The 15,152-nt window shown below is 69.2% G+C and carries 14 protein-coding genes; 6 read left to right on the plus strand and 8 right to left on the minus strand.

Going from position 1 to position 15,152, the window contains the following annotated elements; translation table 11 throughout:
- Positions 1 to 13 precede the first annotated feature (13 nt).
- The 3 genes from JOE67_RS06540 to JOE67_RS06550 all read right to left on the minus strand — a co-directional run bounded on the left by JOE67_RS06540 (position 14) and on the right by JOE67_RS06550 (position 5,161).
- Complete coding sequence (locus tag JOE67_RS06540; RefSeq protein WP_338041522.1) at positions 14 to 1,543, minus strand: sugar ABC transporter ATP-binding protein; 1,530 nt, start codon at positions 1,541 to 1,543, stop codon at positions 14 to 16.
- Entirely contained in the window at positions 1,540 to 2,559 is a 1,020-nt protein-coding gene (locus tag JOE67_RS06545) for a LacI family DNA-binding transcriptional regulator (RefSeq protein ID WP_204974689.1), read from the minus strand. The genes JOE67_RS06540 and JOE67_RS06545 overlap by 4 nt, the downstream gene beginning before the upstream one ends.
- Before the next feature lie 109 nt (positions 2,560 to 2,668).
- Positions 2,669 to 5,161, minus strand: a complete 2,493-nt coding sequence (locus JOE67_RS06550) for a family 43 glycosylhydrolase (protein WP_338041523.1) — start codon at positions 5,159 to 5,161, stop codon at positions 2,669 to 2,671.
- Positions 5,162 to 5,535: 374 nt separating this feature from the next.
- Here JOE67_RS06550 and JOE67_RS06555 point away from each other — a divergent pair, with 374 nt between their 5' ends.
- Positions 5,536 to 6,354: an aldo/keto reductase gene (locus JOE67_RS06555; RefSeq protein WP_204974690.1), complete on the plus strand. Its 819-nt coding sequence runs from the start codon at positions 5,536 to 5,538 to the stop codon at positions 6,352 to 6,354.
- Between the two features lie 42 nt (positions 6,355 to 6,396).
- Here the strand turns inward: JOE67_RS06555 and JOE67_RS06560 are convergent, their stop codons facing one another.
- The 4 genes from JOE67_RS06560 to JOE67_RS06575 form a co-directional block, all read right to left on the minus strand.
- Positions 6,397 to 7,584 carry a bifunctional 2-methylcitrate synthase/citrate synthase gene (locus JOE67_RS06560; protein WP_204974691.1) on the minus strand — a complete coding sequence of 396 codons (1,188 nt, stop codon included), beginning with the start codon at positions 7,582 to 7,584 and terminating at the stop codon, positions 6,397 to 6,399.
- Positions 7,585 to 7,588: 4 nt separating this feature from the next.
- Positions 7,589 to 8,491 carry a methylisocitrate lyase gene (prpB, locus tag JOE67_RS06565; RefSeq protein WP_204974692.1) on the minus strand — a complete coding sequence of 301 codons (903 nt, stop codon included), beginning with the start codon at positions 8,489 to 8,491 and terminating at the stop codon, positions 7,589 to 7,591.
- 90 nt (positions 8,492 to 8,581) lie between these two features.
- The gene (locus JOE67_RS06570; protein ID WP_204974693.1) at positions 8,582 to 10,108 is read right to left on the minus strand and encodes an MmgE/PrpD family protein; all 1,527 of its coding nucleotides are present in this window, start codon (positions 10,106 to 10,108) and stop codon (positions 8,582 to 8,584) included.
- Positions 10,105 to 10,764, minus strand: a complete 660-nt coding sequence (locus tag JOE67_RS06575) for a GntR family transcriptional regulator (protein ID WP_204974694.1) — start codon at positions 10,762 to 10,764, stop codon at positions 10,105 to 10,107. Before JOE67_RS06575 ends, JOE67_RS06570 begins: the two co-directional genes overlap by 4 nt.
- 161 nt (positions 10,765 to 10,925) lie before the next feature.
- Here JOE67_RS06575 and JOE67_RS06580 point away from each other — a divergent pair, with 161 nt between their 5' ends.
- From JOE67_RS06580 to JOE67_RS06595, 4 genes are read left to right on the plus strand one after another with little or no spacing between them, the layout of a single operon-like run.
- On the plus strand, positions 10,926 to 11,312 hold the full coding sequence (locus JOE67_RS06580; RefSeq protein WP_338041524.1) for a PadR family transcriptional regulator: 387 nt from the start codon (positions 10,926 to 10,928) through the stop codon (positions 11,310 to 11,312).
- A gap of 1 nt (position 11,313) precedes the next feature.
- Entirely contained in the window at positions 11,314 to 11,688 is a 375-nt protein-coding gene (locus tag JOE67_RS06585) for a DUF1048 domain-containing protein (RefSeq protein WP_204974695.1), read from the plus strand.
- A complete protein-coding gene (locus JOE67_RS06590; protein ID WP_204974696.1) occupies positions 11,685 to 12,452 on the plus strand; it encodes an ABC transporter ATP-binding protein in 768 nt (255 codons plus the stop codon). The genes JOE67_RS06585 and JOE67_RS06590 overlap by 4 nt, the downstream gene beginning before the upstream one ends.
- Positions 12,449 to 13,216, plus strand: a complete 768-nt coding sequence (locus tag JOE67_RS06595; RefSeq protein WP_204974697.1) for an ABC transporter permease — start codon at positions 12,449 to 12,451, stop codon at positions 13,214 to 13,216. Before JOE67_RS06590 ends, JOE67_RS06595 begins: the two co-directional genes overlap by 4 nt.
- Positions 13,217 to 13,349: 133 nt before the next feature.
- Here the strand turns inward: JOE67_RS06595 and JOE67_RS06600 are convergent, their stop codons facing one another.
- Positions 13,350 to 14,468: an EamA family transporter gene (locus JOE67_RS06600; protein WP_204974698.1), complete on the minus strand. Its 1,119-nt coding sequence runs from the start codon at positions 14,466 to 14,468 to the stop codon at positions 13,350 to 13,352.
- Positions 14,469 to 14,507: 39 nt separating this feature from the next.
- On the opposite strand from JOE67_RS06600, the gene JOE67_RS06605 reads away from it, so the two are divergent.
- The gene (locus JOE67_RS06605; protein ID WP_204974699.1) at positions 14,508 to 15,044 is read left to right on the plus strand and encodes a CGNR zinc finger domain-containing protein; all 537 of its coding nucleotides are present in this window, start codon (positions 14,508 to 14,510) and stop codon (positions 15,042 to 15,044) included.
- Positions 15,045 to 15,152: the final 108 nt, after the last annotated feature.

The raw sequence follows: 15,152 nt of genomic DNA on the forward strand, positions 1-15,152 counted from the left end.
ACCGCCGGCGCCGTCAGGCGTGGTCGGCGGCGATCATCTCGACGACCGTGTCGACCGTGACTCCTGGCCCGTTGCTCAGCTCGCCGATCTTCTCGCGATCCTTGAGCACGAGGATCCGATCGCTCAGCCGCACGACCTCTTCCAGCTCGGACGAGATGAACACCACGGCGGTCCCCTCGGCGGCCAGCCGGCTGACGCGCCGCTGGATCTCCAGCTTCGCCGAGACGTCGATGCCGCGTGTCGGCTCGTCGAGGATCAGCACATGGGGCCTGACGATCAGCGCCCGGGCGAGCATGACCTTCTGCTGGGTGCCGCCCGAGAGCAGCTCGACCGGACGATCGAGCTCGCCAGGGTCGAGATGGAGCGCGTCGATGCAGGCATCCACCAGCCCGGCCTGCTCCGCCCTCGACACCGGACGAGTCCACCCGCGCACCGCCTGCAGCGACAGCAGGATGTTCTCGCGCGCGGTCAGCCCGGCGACGATCCCGTCGGTGCGCCTGCTCTCGCTCGACCGCGAGATGCGCCTGCGCAGCGCCGCCGACGGGCTGCGCAGAGCGACCCGCTCGCCAGAGACCTGCAGGTCGCCTGCATCGGGGCGCAGCGCTCCGCCGAGCAGCGAGGCCAGCTCGGTGCGGCCGGAACCGCGCAGCCCGGCGAATCCGACGATCTCACCTCGGTGCACCTCGACGTCGGTCGGCGCGAGCACTCCGCGACGGCCGATGCCCTCGGCCCTGAGCGCCGGCTCGCCCTCCGCCTGGTAGTGGTGCGCCTTGCGCTCCGACCCGAGGGCGCGCAGCCCGTCGATGTCCTTGCCGAGCATCTGCGAGATGAGGTCGGCGCGCTCAAGGTCGCGCGTGGCGTGCTCGCCGACCTTCCTGCCGCCCCGCAGCACGGTCATCCGGTCGCTGATCGCGAATGCCTGCTCGAGGAAGTGCGACACGAACAGGATGGCCGTGCCGCCGTCGCGCAGTCCGCGGATCACCCGCATGAGCGTCGCGACCTCTGCCTGGTCGAGGCTCGCAGTCGGCTCATCGAGCACCAGCACCCGTGGTTCGTCGACGACGGACCGCGCCAGTGCGACCAGCTGCTTCTGCGCGGGCGACAGCTGAGTCAGCGGTGTGCGCGGGTCGAGCTCGTCGAGGCCGAGCCGGGCGAGCGCCCGAGCGGCATCCGCCCTCGTGCGGCGCCAGTCGATGCCGAAGCGGCCCCGGCGCTCACGCCCCAGCATCACATTCTCGGCGACGCTGAGGTTCGGGCTCAGCTGCGCCTCCTGGAACACGGTCGCGATTCCCGCCGCGCGGCTGGCCGCGACGCCCGAGAACTCGCGCGCATCCCCGTCGACGAGCAGCATGCCTGCGACAGGGCGCCGCGTGCCCGTGAGCACGCCGATCAGCGTCGACTTGCCCGCGCCGTTCTCGCCCATGAGGGCGTGCACCTCACCGGGGAAGAGCCGGAAGTCGACGTCGTCGAGCGCACGCATGCCGGGGAAGTCGACCGTGATCCCGAGCATCTCGATGATGGGGTCGACGGGCGAGGCGGTCACCGCACCTCCCTCGGCGGCGCGGTCGATTCGCGCACGACGAGCTCGGTGGGGATGCGCGTGACCTGGGGGATCTCGCGCTTCTCGATGGCCGCGCGCAGCATCTCGACCGCGGCCGAGCCCAGCGCCTCGAAATCCTGGCGGACGGTGGTCAGCGGCGGCAGGAAGTGCCGGGCCAGCGGCACATCGTCGAAGCCCACGACGCTGAGGTCGCCCGGAACGTCGAACCCGCGGTCGTGCAGGCCGTGGATGAGGCCGATCGCGGTGTCATCGTTCGCGGCGAAGATGGCGGTGAAGTCGGGCAGTCGCTTCAGGCCGATGGCGAAATCGTAGGCGAAGTCCGCGCTCCAGTCGCCGACGACGATCGGCCGCTCGCGCACTCCCCACGACTTCGCCCTGGTGTGGAAGGCCCGCTCACGGGCACGGGCGTCGAGCCAGTCGAGAGGTCCCGATACGTGCAGGATGTCGCGGTGGCCGAGAGAGACGAGGTGGTCGACGACCAGCGCGGCTCCCGCGTTCTGGTCGATCGACACCGTGAGGAACGTGGGATCGGCATCCGCCTTGATCACCAGCATCGGCACGCTCATGGCGACGCGGCGCAGGGCGGCCACGGACGACGACCGAGGGGCGATCACGCAGATCGCATCGACCCCCTGAGTGGTGAGGCTGTCGACCGCGTCCTGCGGGGTCAACGGGTCGCCTTCGAGTAGCGCGACGGGCGTCACGGAGTAGCCGGCGCCGCGGGCGGCGAGCTCGACGGCCCGGAGGATGCTGGTCGGCCCGTGCGCCACTGCGCTCTCGACGATCACGCCGATGCGCTGGCTGCGCTGCGTGGCCAGAGCCCTCGCGACGAGGTTCGGACGGTAGTCGAGCTCTTCGATCGCCTCGAGCACGCGACGTCGCGTCTCGGGCTTGATGTTCGGGTAGTCGTTGAGCACCCGCGAGACCGTCATGTGCGAGACACCCGCGATCGTCGCGACCTGCCTGATGTTCGGCTTGTCTGAACCGACGTTCGCCATGCGGTCCTCCGTCGAGCGTGCTTCTCGCGATGTTATCGGGAACGACTCGGGCGGCACAATGAGGGGCCGGCCGGAGCGTACTCCGGCCGGCCCCGATCGCGGATCGCGATCAGCCGCAGCGCGCGACCGGTGTCGCGATCTCCTGCGTCAGGTCGACCCGCTCGCCGTCCACCACGGCGGTAGCGGAGACGGTGATCACGCCTTCGGGCACGACGGCCCGCTTGGTGTTCACCACCGTCGACGCAGCGGCACCGGCGTCGACCGCGCCGATGCCCCGGCGTCCGTACGGCGTCTCCACCGTGAACGAAGCCGGCACGGCGGCGCCGTTGGTCACGCGGATGGTCAGGCTGATGAACTTGCCCGCCAGGCAGCGATCGGTGACCTCGACGGTGAAGGGCAGCGCCGGCGCGATGTCGCGCTCGAACGCCCAGTTGTCGACCTCGACGAGGCCGGCACCGTCTTCAGCGCCTTCCGGGGCGGCGAACACGAAGAACACGTCGTGCTCTCCGGTCGCCCCTTCCACATCGGCCTGCACGGTGGTCCACTCTCCGAGCGCTCCCGTGAGCGGGATCTCAGCGACGACCGGGCCGTCGACCTGGTCGAGTCGCACCTGGACGCTGCCGCCCGCGACGAGCGGCTTCACCCGGGCGGACACCGTCTTCGCGCCGGCGCCGAAGTCGACACCCGAGATACCCGCGAAATCGCCATCGTCGACCTTCGACAGCACCATGTTGCCGCCGCCGTTGTGCTCGGGGAACTCGACCGACGAGGCATCCGTCTTGGTGACGGCGAGTCCGAGCTGCCAGGCGAGTGTCTCGGCCTCGAACGTTCGGTACGGGTCGAAGGCCTCGACCTGCTCGACACCGGCGCGCGTTCCGACGATCGGCTTGATGGTGCCGTCTTCGTTGAACTCGAGCTTGTCGATGTGCACCGAGCGATAGCCCTGGGTCGACCCGGGTGTGCCGAGAGCCGCAGCCCATGCCGCACCGCGCGTCTGCGCGTGATACGTGAAGTAGGTCTCGCCCTTGAACTCGAACATGTCGGAGTGGTTGTTGCCCCCGTTGCCCGCACCGAAGAACGTCGACTGGTTGAGGAACGCCTCTCCTGCGTACTTCGAGGCCGGCAGGTCCATCGGGTCATCGGTCATCATGTAGGCGATGGCGCCGGTTCTCGGGTACTTGCCCGCCTCGGCCTTCACCTGGAAGTTCGACGAGTACGAGTAGTAGTACCTGCCGTCGCGCTTGAACATGCTCGATGCCTCGAACATGCCGGGGCCGTCGATCTCGACCGGGTCGCCGTCAAGGGTGACCATGTCGTCCTTCAGCTTGACCACGCGGGTCGACTTGGGGTTCTGCGGGCCCTGCACGTTCGGCGCGGTGCCGATCTGCGAGTTGCCGCCGAAGTAGAGGTACGCCTGACCGTCGTCGTCGATGAACACCTCAGGGTCGAAGAGCCACATGCCCGCCGGGAATCCGCCCGAGGCGATGTAGTCGCGCGACACGGTGTCGGGGATGATCTTCTTGCCGAGCGGATCGGTCCACGGGCCGAGCGGCGAGCCGCCGACGACCACGGCGGTTCCCGTGCCGCTATCGCAGAAGTACAGGTAGACCTTGCCGTCCTTCTCGATGGCCGCGGGTGCCCACGAGTTGCGGGCCCACGGCGCCGCACCGCCCTCGCGCGCGATCGGCACCGCACCGTGGTCGACCCAGTTGACCATGTCGCTGGTCGACATCACGTTGAGCCGGGTGATCGCACCGTAGCCGTTCGACTGCGTCGGCAGCCCGTTGGCGTCCTTGCTGTTCGCCTCGTACTGCTGCGTGTCGTCGGTGGAGTAGATGTAGAGGCGGCCGTTGTAGACGAGGTGGTGCGGGTCTGCGCCGAACTTGTGGCCGACCAGCGGGTTGTGGTCGCCGATCGGCTTGGTCTGCACCTTCTCGAGGCTCGTGAAGGCCGGCTGCTCCGGGGCGTCGGCGATCTTGATCAGCGAGAGCTCGTCGACCGCGAAGTCCTGCAGCGCACCCGATCCCCATGGGGTCTCGACGAAGAACCAGCCCGCGGCGGCGTGCTTGGCCTCGGCCGTGAACTGCTGGGTGAACGAGCCCCATTCGCCCTTGGTGAACGTGGTGCCGTAATCGGCGCAGCCGTTGAAGTTCGTCGGGCAGAAGGTGAAGTTGAACCGCTGCGTGTCGGCGCCCTCGGTGTACTTCAGCTTGCCGCTCATCCGGTAGGTGGCCCCCGTCTCGAGTCGTCCGCTGACGTTCGCGAACGGACCGGACTGGGTGTTCTCGCGCCCCGTCACGGCCAGCGAGTGCGTGCCGCTGGCGGCATCCGTGCTGAGGGCGAGAGTCCCGCCTCTGGTGTTCGTCCATCCGGCGTAGTCGCCGGCGAAGCGGCCATCGGGCAGCAGGTTGCCCGGCACCGGCGGCACTTCAGGACCGGCCGCCACGACGGCCTGAGGGGCGAGGGCGACCGGCGTCGCCGAAGCAGACTGGCCGATGGCGACCGCCGATGAGGCGATCAGTGCCGTCACGCCCGCCAGGGCGGCGACGCGACGCGCCGATCGACGCCGCCCGCGGCGGACGTCGTTGTCGATTGTTCTCACGTGTACGTACTCCTTCTACTGCATCGGCCGTTCATGGGCGCGACAGAGCGCACGCGCACTCGAGCACCGGCCTGAGGCCGCTGCGGCACGGGGTGCCGAGAGGACGCGCCGAGGACGGCGGTGGGGATCGGCCGGACGGCCGGCGGCGGAGCCGCTGTCTCAGCTGGGGCCGGGCCACCGGGTTCGGTGCGGGTCTCTCCTCCTCGAGATACGACGGATGCCACGGCATGGGATCAGCTGCCTCGGATGTTACCGGTATCACAATGGCGTCCACAAGACCTGTGCGGAGTGATTCTCCCGACCCCGGCGCACCCCACGCGCCGGACGCGACGAGCCGGCCTCCAGGGTGCGCCGCGCCGTGTGAGGATGTCGGCATGCCCGCATCGTTCCCCCTCGCAGACGGCACCCGGCTTCCGGCGCTCGGTTTCGGCCTCTACAAGGTGCCGGTCGAGCAGACCGCCGAGGTGGCTCTCGCCGCGATCGAGGCCGGCTACCGGCTGGTCGACGGCGCGCAGTTCTACCGCAACGAGCGCGAGCTGGGCGAGGCCATCCGCGAGTCAGGGCGCCGCGACCAGCTGCTCGTCGCCTCGAAGTTCTGGGGCGACCCTGTGCAGAGCCGGGCGCAGGCGCTCGCCGACTTCGCGCAGTCCGAGCACGACCTCGGCATCGGGCCGCTCGACCTGTACCTGATCCACTGGCCGCGCTCGACGCGGGGCACGTTCGTCGAGGTCTGGCGCGGACTCATCGAGCTGCAGCAAGAGGGGCGCGTGCGCACGATCGGCGTCGCCAACTTCGAGATCGACGACCTGCGTCGTCTCATCGACGACACCGGCGTCGCCCCCGCACTCAACCAAGTGGAATCGCACCCGTGGCTGCCGCAGCATGAGCTGCGCGCGTTCCACTCAGAGCACGGCATCGTCACTCAGGCGTGGAGTCCGCTCGGTCGCGGGCGGCTGCTCGATGACCCCACCCTGGCCGGCATCGCGGCGAAGCACTCGGTGTCGGTCGCCCAGGTCATCCTGCGCTGGCATCTGCAGCTGGGCGGAGCCGCGGTGGTCAAGTCCGTGCATCCGGATCGTCTGCGTCAGAATCTCGATCTCGACGGCTTCGACCTCGACGCCGACGATCTCACCGCCGTCGCCGCGCTCGAGACCGGCGAGCGCACCGGCACCCACCCCCGCGACCGGCAGTAGGCGCCGGCGCCTATCGCCGGCCGCAGCGAATCGGGATGCCGGTCAGCCGGCGGCTTCCTCCGGGCGCTCCTGCACGTCGATCGCCGCAGTGTCGGGCACGTAGGCCTGGATATGACGCTCGTCGACGCCGTTGTACGCCGACAGCGGGCGGATCAGCGCGTTCGCGCCCTGCTGCTCGGCGATGTGCGCCGTCCAGCCGACGATGCGCGCCGCGATGAACAGCGGCGTGAAGGTGAGCGTGTCGTAGCCGATCAGGTTGTACGCCGGGCCCGACGGGTAGTCGAGGTTCGGGTAGATGCCCTTGCGATCGACGAACTCGCTCTCGAGCGTCTCGTACAGCTCGGCCACGTCGGGGCGGTCGTAGTGCTCGACGAGCGAGTCCAGGGCAGCCTTCATTGTGGGCACCCGCGAGTCGCCTCGCTTGTACACGCGGTGGCCGAAGCCCATGATCTTGCGCTTCTCGGCGAGCGCCTTATCGAGCCAGGGCACGACCTGGTCGGCCGACCCTATCTCGTCGAAGATGTGCATCACGGCCTCGTTGGCGCCGCCGTGCAGCGGGCCCTTGAGCGCGCCGATCGCACCCACCACCGCCGAGTACAGGTCACTCAGGGTCGAGGTGATCACGCGGGCGGTGAAGGTCGATGCGTTGAACGAGTGCTCGGCGTACAGGATCATCGAGCGGTTGAACGCGTCGACGACCGTCTCGTGCGGCTCTTCTCCGAACGTCAGCCACAGGAAGTTCGCGGCATAGTCGAGGTCGTCCCTCGATTCGACGAGCTCCTGGCCGCGGCGCCGGCGCTGGCCATACGAGACCACGGCCGGCAGCACCGCGAACAGCTGCAGGCTGCGCTGCAGGTTCTGCTCGGGGGTGCCCACGGCATCCAGCACGTTGCCCGTGCCCGCGGTCTCGAAGGCGCCGATCACGCTGACCGCCGTGCGCACCTCGTCCATCGGGTGCGAGTCGAGCGGCAGGGCGTCGATCGCCGCCTTGACCTCGGGCGTGAGGGCACGGTGAGCGCGCTCGGTCGCACGGAACTCCGCCAGCTGCGCATCGGTCGGCAGCTCGCCATGCCACAGCAGGTAGGCGACGGCCTCGAACGACTGGGTCGCCGCGAGCTCCTGCACCGGGTATCCGCGGTAGAGCAGGCTGTTGGTCTCGGGGTTGACCTTGCTGATGGCCGTCACGTCGGCGACGACGCCGGCCAGGCCCTTCCGGATCTCATCGGTCATGCGCTCAGCCCTTCTCGATGGTGAAGTTGAAGACTCCCGAGTCGAAGTGGTTGTACGACTCGTAGTCGATCAGATCATAGAGATCGGCGCGGTGCTGCATCTCGCCGAGCTTCGAGGTCAGGTGCCCCTCGTCGTTCAGGGTATCGAGTGCGCGACCGGCCGCGCCCATCGCGATGCGCAGCAGCGAGACCGGCCAGATCACGATGTTCACGCCGACATCGCGCAGCTGGTCGACCGAGAACAGGTCGCTCTTGCCGAACTCGGTCATGTTGGCGAGGATCGGCACGTCGACGGCATCCCGGATCGCGGCGAACTCCTCGAGCGAGCGCATCGCCTCGGGGAAGATCGCGTCGGCCCCGGCATCCACCAGCGCCTTGGCGCGGTCCTTCGCGACCTCGAGTCCGTCGACGGCGGCGATGTCGGTGCGCGCCATGATGAGGAAGTTCCGGTCGCGTCGTGCGTCGACCGCAGCCCGGATGCGCTTGACGGCCGTGTCCTCGTCGACGACCGACTTGCCGTCGAGGTGCCCGCAGCGCTTCGGGTTGATCTGATCCTCGATGTGCGCTCCGGCGATGCCGGCGTCTTCGAGGGCCTGGATCGTGCGGGCGACGTTCATCGGCTCGCCGAATCCGGTGTCGGCATCGATGATCGCCGGCAGCTCGGTCATCCGCGCGATCTGCTGGCCGCGCCCGGCGACCTCGGTGAGCGTCGTGAGCCCGATGTCGGGAAGGCCGAGGTCGGCCGAGAGGACGGCACCCGAGATGTAGACGCCCTCGAACCCCTTCTGCTCGATGAGTCGCGCGCTGAGCGGGTTGAACGCGCCGGGGAACCGCAGCAGCTCACCCGACGCGAGCCGCTCCCGGAACGCCCGGCGCTTCTCGTGCGCCGGAGTGGTGGAGTACAGCATGAGAACCTCCTTCAGCTTTCGAATAGCTCGACTGGCGGCGAAACCAGCCGACAACGGGCCAGTTGAGCGATTCGACGGCGGGTCAGACTTTCAGAACAGGCCCTTCGGGGCGTCGGCGGATGCCAGCAGGCGCGGCTTCGCGACGATCGAGAGCTCCTGCACCTCGTCGGCGGTGAGCTCGGGGAGCCTCTGCACCAGCGACAGGAAGCGCTCGATCTCGGCCACCTCGAGCACGGGCTCGGCGAGGATGCGGAACTTGCGGATGTAGTTCTCGCGCGTGAAGGGGCGGGCGCCCAGCGGGTGCGCGTCGGCGACGGCGATCTCATCGACCACCGTCGTGCCGTCGGTCAGCGTGATCTCCACGCGTCCGCCGAACGCCTTCTCGGCGGGGTCGATGGAGTGGTAGCGGCGGGTCCACTCCGGGTCCTCCGCGGTGGTGATCTTGTTCCACAGCTCGACGGTGTCTGCCCGCCCGGCGCGCTCGGGAGTGTACGAGTCGACGTGGTGCCAGGTGCCGTCCTGCAGTGCGACCGCCAGGATGTACGGGATCGAGTGGTCGAGCGTCTCGCGCGATGCGGTCGGGTCGTACTTCTGCGGGTCGTTCGCGCCCGAGCCGATCACGTTGTGCGTGTGGTGACTGGTGTGCAGCACGATCGACTCGATGTTCGCCGGGTCGCGCAGCTCGGGCCGCGCGGTGCCGAGGCGGCGCGCGAGGTCGATGATCGCCTGCGCCTGGTACTCGGCCGAGTGCTCCTTGGTGTACGTGTCGAGGATCGCGCGCTTCGGCTCGCCTGCCGCGGGCAGCGGCACCTCGTACGAGGCGTCCTTGCCGTCGAGCATCCAGGCGATCACGCCGTCTTCGCCTTCGTAGATCGGTGACGGCGAGGTCTGGCCGCGCATGGCACGGTCGACGGCCTCGACGGCCATCTTGCCTGCGAAGGCCGGGGCGTGCGCCTTCCAGGTCGAGATCTCGCCCTTGCGGCTCTGACGGGTGGCGGTGGTCGTGTGCAGCGCCTGGCCGATGGCCTGGTAGATGGTCTCGGCGTCGAGGCCGAGCAGGGTGCCGATGCCGGCTGCCGCCGACGGGCCGAGGTGCGCGACGTGGTCGATCTTGTGCTTGTGCAGCGAGATCGCCTTCACGAGATCGACCTGGATCTCGTAGCCGGTGGCGAGGGCGCGCACGAGCGCGCGGCCGTCGGCTCCCGTGTGCTGGGCGACGGCGACGATCGGCGGGATGTTGTCGCCGGGGTGCGAGTACTCGGCGGCGAGGAAGGTGTCGTGGTAGTCGAGCTCGCGCACGGCGACGCCGTTCGCCCATGCCGCCCACTCGGGGCTGGTGCGCTCATCGAGGGTGCAGCCGAACACGGTGGCTCCCCTGCCGCCGGTCGAGACGGGGTGGCTGAACGCCTGGGCGCGGGCCGCGTTGATCGGGCCGCGGGTAAGGGATGCCGCAGCGACCGACGCGTTGTCGATGATGCGGTTGATGATCATGTCGACCACCTCCGGCTCGACCTCGACGGGGTCGACGGCGACCTGCGCGATCTTCCAGGCGAGCTGCTCCTCGCGGGGAAGCTCTTCTTCCGAGCGGTAGACGCGGACGTGGTGGTTGACGGTCATCGTGTTCCTTCCGTGAGGGACTGCAGGATGCTCTCGAGAGCGTTGTGGAGGTGGACGTGGGTGGCATGGGCGGCGAGATCCGCGTCGCGGGATGCCAGGGCGCGGGCGATCAGCAGGTGCTCGCGCGCCGAGGCGGCGAGCCGCTCGGGTTTGTCGCGAGCCATCCGTCGCACGCGCACGAGGTGGGTGCGGACGGTGCGGAGGGCCGATGAGAGGTAGTCGTTGCCCACCGCGGCGTCGAGCTGGGCATCGAGGCGGGCGATGAGGGCGTAGTACGCGTCGCGGCCCTCATCGCCGTCGAGGTCGACATCGGCGAACTCGTCGGCGAGAGCGGCGAAGGCCCTGGCATCCCCCCGCTGGGCGGCGAGGCGGGCCGAGGTCTCTTCGAGAGCACGGCGGATCTCGAACAGGGCGCGAATGTCGTCGGCATCGAGCCCCGCGACGACGGTCACGCGCGGGGACTGCTGCACGGCGAGGCCGTCGGCGGCGAGGCGGCGCAGCGCCTCGCGCATGGGCGTGCGGCTGACGCCGAGCCTCGTCGCCTGCTCGACCTCGCCGAGCACGGTGCCTGCGGAGAGGGTCCCCGACTGGATCTCTTCGAGCAGCGTCTGGTAGGCGCGGTCGCTCGCTCTGACGCGGTCGACGATGGTGCTCATACCGCGAGCGTATACACAAAGGCGACCGAATGCCAGAATCTCTGCACCTGCATGAACTTGCGTATACATAAACCGAGCTCGATTCACTCTTGCACTCCCGCTACTCAGTGTTACTATGTACCAGTAGTCAACATCACTGAGTACTGGTAGGGAGGGTCGAAGTGGGCAAGCAGATGACCGAGATGCTGAAGGGCACGCTCGAGGGAATCGTCCTCGCCCTGCTCGCGGGGCACCCCGCATACGGATACGAGATCACCACGCAGCTGCGCGACCGCGGCTTCGTCGAGATCGCAGAGGGCACCGTGTACGCACTGCTCGTGCGCATCGAGCAGAAGGGCCTCGTCGACGTCGAGAAGGTGCCCAGCGAGAAGGGACCACCGCGCAAGGTGTTCACCCTCAACGCGCAGGGCGCGCAGGAGCTCGCGGAGTTCTGGAGCACGTGGACCTTCCTGACAGAGCGGATCGACCAGCTCCGCTCCCCCGACACCGACACCGGCACCGACACCGACACCGACAAGACGAACACCGCCCCTGAAGGAGAGAACTGACATGGCCGCCAAGTGGATCGAAGCGCTCACCGGATCGCTCGAGCAGAAGAAGCAGTACAAGAACGCCAAGGGCCGCATCGACGCACTGCCCGAACCGCATCGCACCGCCGCCACGGCGATGCACCGCTACCTGCTGTACTACGGCGGCGTCACCGACGGAGACACCCTCACCCAGATGTTCGTCGACCTCGCCGACTTGTGGGAGCGGGCCGCGATCGACGGCATCCCTGTGGGCGAGATCACGGGAGACGACCCCGTCGACTTCACCGAGACCTTCGCGCAGTCGTACGCCGGCACCCGCTGGATCGACAAGGAGCGCGCCCGCCTCGCCGAGGCGATCGAGACCGCCCGACGAGAAGAAGGGGAACGATCATGAACGACGCAGCCACCAGCGCCATCCGCGTCCGCGGCATCCGCAAGTCCTACGGCGATCTCGCCGTGCTGCGCGGAGTCGACCTCGACGTCGCACAGGGCAGCATCTTCGCCCTGCTCGGGTCGAACGGCGCCGGCAAGACGACGCTGGTCAGGATCCTGTCGACGCTGCTGCCGGCGGACGCCGGCACGGCATCCGTCCTCGGCTCCGACGTGGCCGGAGATGCTCGGCGCGTGCGGGAGGCGATCAGCCTCACCGGTCAGTTCGCCGCCGTCGACGAAGTGCTCACCGGCCGCGAGAACCTCGTCCTCGTGGCGAAACTGCGGCACCTCCCCGACCCGGGCGGGGTGGCGGATGCCCTGCTCACCCGATTCCGGCTGACGGATGCCGGCAGCAGGCGCGCCGGCACCTACTCCGGCGGCATGCGCCGCCGACTCGACATCGCGATGAGCCTGGTCGGCGAGCCCGAGGTGATCTTCCTCGACGAGCCGACCACTGGCCTCGACCCCGAGGCCCGCATCGAGGTGTGGGACATCGTGAAAGAGCTCGCGGGCTCCGGACGCACCGTGCTGCTCACCACGCAGTACCTCGACGAGGCGGAGCATCTCGCCGACCGCATCGCGATTCTGCATGAGGGCGGCATCATCGCGAACGGCACGCTCGCCGAGCTGAAGGGCCTGCTGCCCGCCGCGAAGGTCGAGTACGTCGAGAAGCAGCCCACTCTCGAGGAGATCTTCCTCGCCGTCACAAGGAGGGACGCAGCATGACCACCCACGCACTGGCGGACACCGCCACTCTCACCGGCCGCTCGCTGCGGCACATCTTCCGAAGCCCCGACACGATCATCACGACCGCAGTCACCCCGATCGCGCTGATGCTGCTGTTCACGTTCGTCTTCGGCGGTGCGCTGCGCCAGAGCATCGGAGACGCGAGCTACGTCGACTATCTGCTTCCCGGCATCCTGCTGATCGCGATCGCGTCCGGCATCGCCTACACGGCGTTCCGGCTGTTCACCGATCTGCAGGGCGGCATCTTCGAGCGGTTCCACTCCATGCCGATCGCTCGGTCGAGCGTGCTGTGGGCGCATGTGCTCACATCGCTCGTCGCCAACGGCGTGACCGTCGCGATCATCTTCGGGGTGGGGTTCGCGATGGGCTTCCGCACCTCGGCCGGCGTGCTCGAGTGGCTGGCGGTGCTGGGCATCCTGGCGCTGTTCACCCTCGCCCTCACCTGGCTCGCGGTGATCGCAGGGCTGACCGCCAAGACGGTCGACGGAGCGAGCGCATTCTCGTACCCGCTGATCTTCCTGCCGTTCATCAGCTCCGCGTTCGTGCCGACCCAGACGATGCCGGGGCCGGTGCGCTGGTTCGCTGAGAACCAGCCGGTCACGTCGATCGTGAACTCGATCCAGGCGCTGTTCGCCGGACGCCCGGTGGGGGCGGAGATCTGGATCGCGCTGGCCTGGTGCGTGGGCATCCTGGTCGTCGCGTACCTGTTCGCGATGCGCGCGTACCGCCGCCGCATCGCCTGACCCCGCCGCGCGATCCCCTCGGCACGCCGAGACCTGCACGTGCCGCCGAGACCTGCGGTTGCAACTGCAGGTCTCGGCGCCACGTGCAGGTTTCGGTGAGATGCGGGGCGCGACGAGAGGGCCAGCGTCGGCGCTACGGCGAGACGGCTGCGGGCAGCCTGTCGCCCTCGGGACGATCCGCCTCGGGGTCGTCGGGGCGATCCGCCTCGGGGTCGTCGGGCTCGGGCTGGTCAGGGTGCGACCGGGCGGTCTCCTGCTGGTCGGATTCTGGCCGGCCGGCCTCAGGCAGAACCGGATGCTGTGGCGCCGTCACTCCGGACTCGCCGAGCTTGACGATGATGACGCCGGCGAGCACCAGCATCCCTCCGATCGCCTGCACGGGCCCAGGCACCTGCCCGAGCATCAGCCAGCCGAACACCATCGCGGCGACCACCTCGGACAGCGCGATGAACGACGCCAGCCGCGAGCCGAGGATGCGGGTCGAGGCGATGCCGAGGCCGTAGGCGAGAGCCGTCGCGATGACCCCGACCGCGATCACCGGGACGAACCACGGCACGGTCATCACGCGGAACTCCACGTCGGCCGTGGTCCACGCGAAGGGCAGCACACCGACGACCGCGGCGACCGTCAGGCCGATCGAGCCGATCAGCAGACCCAGGCCGGCGAGGGCGATCGGCGGCAGGCCGGTGTCGCCGCGCCCCGAGAGCACGAAATAGGTCGCCGCACCCACCATCGCGCCGAGGGCGAAGAGGATGCCGCCGACGTTCACGTCGCCGCCGGTCAGCACGTCGAGCATGAGCACGAGTCCCGCGAACGCGATCACGGCGCCGATGATGCTGCGCCGGCTCGGGCGCTCACCGCGCCGAACCCAGAGCCAGAGGATCACCGCGATCGGAGCGGTGTACTCGATGAGCAGGGCGATGCCGACATCCATCACGGCGACCGCCTGGAAGTAGCAGAGCTGGGCGGTCGTGACGGCCAGGAGGCCGTACATCACGATCATCCCGGCGTTCTTGCGCACCATGGCCCAGCGGCCGCGCAACGCGATCAGGGTGGGCACGAGAAGCACGATCGCCGCGACCCACATGCGCACGGTGACCGCGGCGCCGGGGGTCCAGCCGGCGTCGATCAGACCGCGCGCGAAGACGCCTGAGGTGCCGAACGACAACGCAGCGCCGAGCGCGAAGAGCAGACCGATGTTGACCCCGCGGCGCGCGGCCGGCAGGCGGATGTCATCGACGACGGTGCTCATGAGATGTGACACTATCCCCGCGCCATGTAAGGTGTCAACATGATTTTCACCGATGACACCGAGGGCGCTCTGCGATCGGCCGTCTGGCTGGTGAACTCCGCCCAGGAGCCCGACACCCTCACGACGATCGCCGACGAGCGCGCGTTCCTCTCGCTCTTCCCCTACACGGGCCGGATCGACCGCGACGCCGCCGAGGTCACAGCCCTTCGCGAGCTGCGCGGACGCCTGCGGACCATGCTGCTCGCCCCTCGCGACCAGATGGTCGCCGAGGTGAACGCGGCCCTCGCCGAGAGCACTCTCGCGCCTCAGCTGCGACGCCACGACGGCATCGACTGGCACCTGCACGCGGTCGGCGACGACCATCCGTTGGCCGAACGCATACTGATCGAGACCGCGATGGCGATGATCGACGTCATCCGTGCAGACGAGGGCAGCCGCATCGCGGTGTGCGACGACGCCGACTGCGAGGCCATCGCGCTCGACCTGTCGCGCAATCGATCGAAGCGCTACTGCTCGACCACCTGCGCGAACCGCAATGCGGTCGCCGCGTACCGCGCGCGACGCGCCCGCGACTGACCCCGCCGCTGCGCGCCGGCACCCTCACACGCCCCTCCCCGCGCCGCCCCGCCCCGCCCCGCGCCGCCCCGCGCCGCCCCGTCCCGGCCCGCATCCGCCGGACCATCC

The organism is Microbacterium esteraromaticum (assembly GCF_016907315.1).
GTDB lineage: Bacteria > Actinomycetota > Actinomycetes > Actinomycetales > Microbacteriaceae > Microbacterium > Microbacterium esteraromaticum.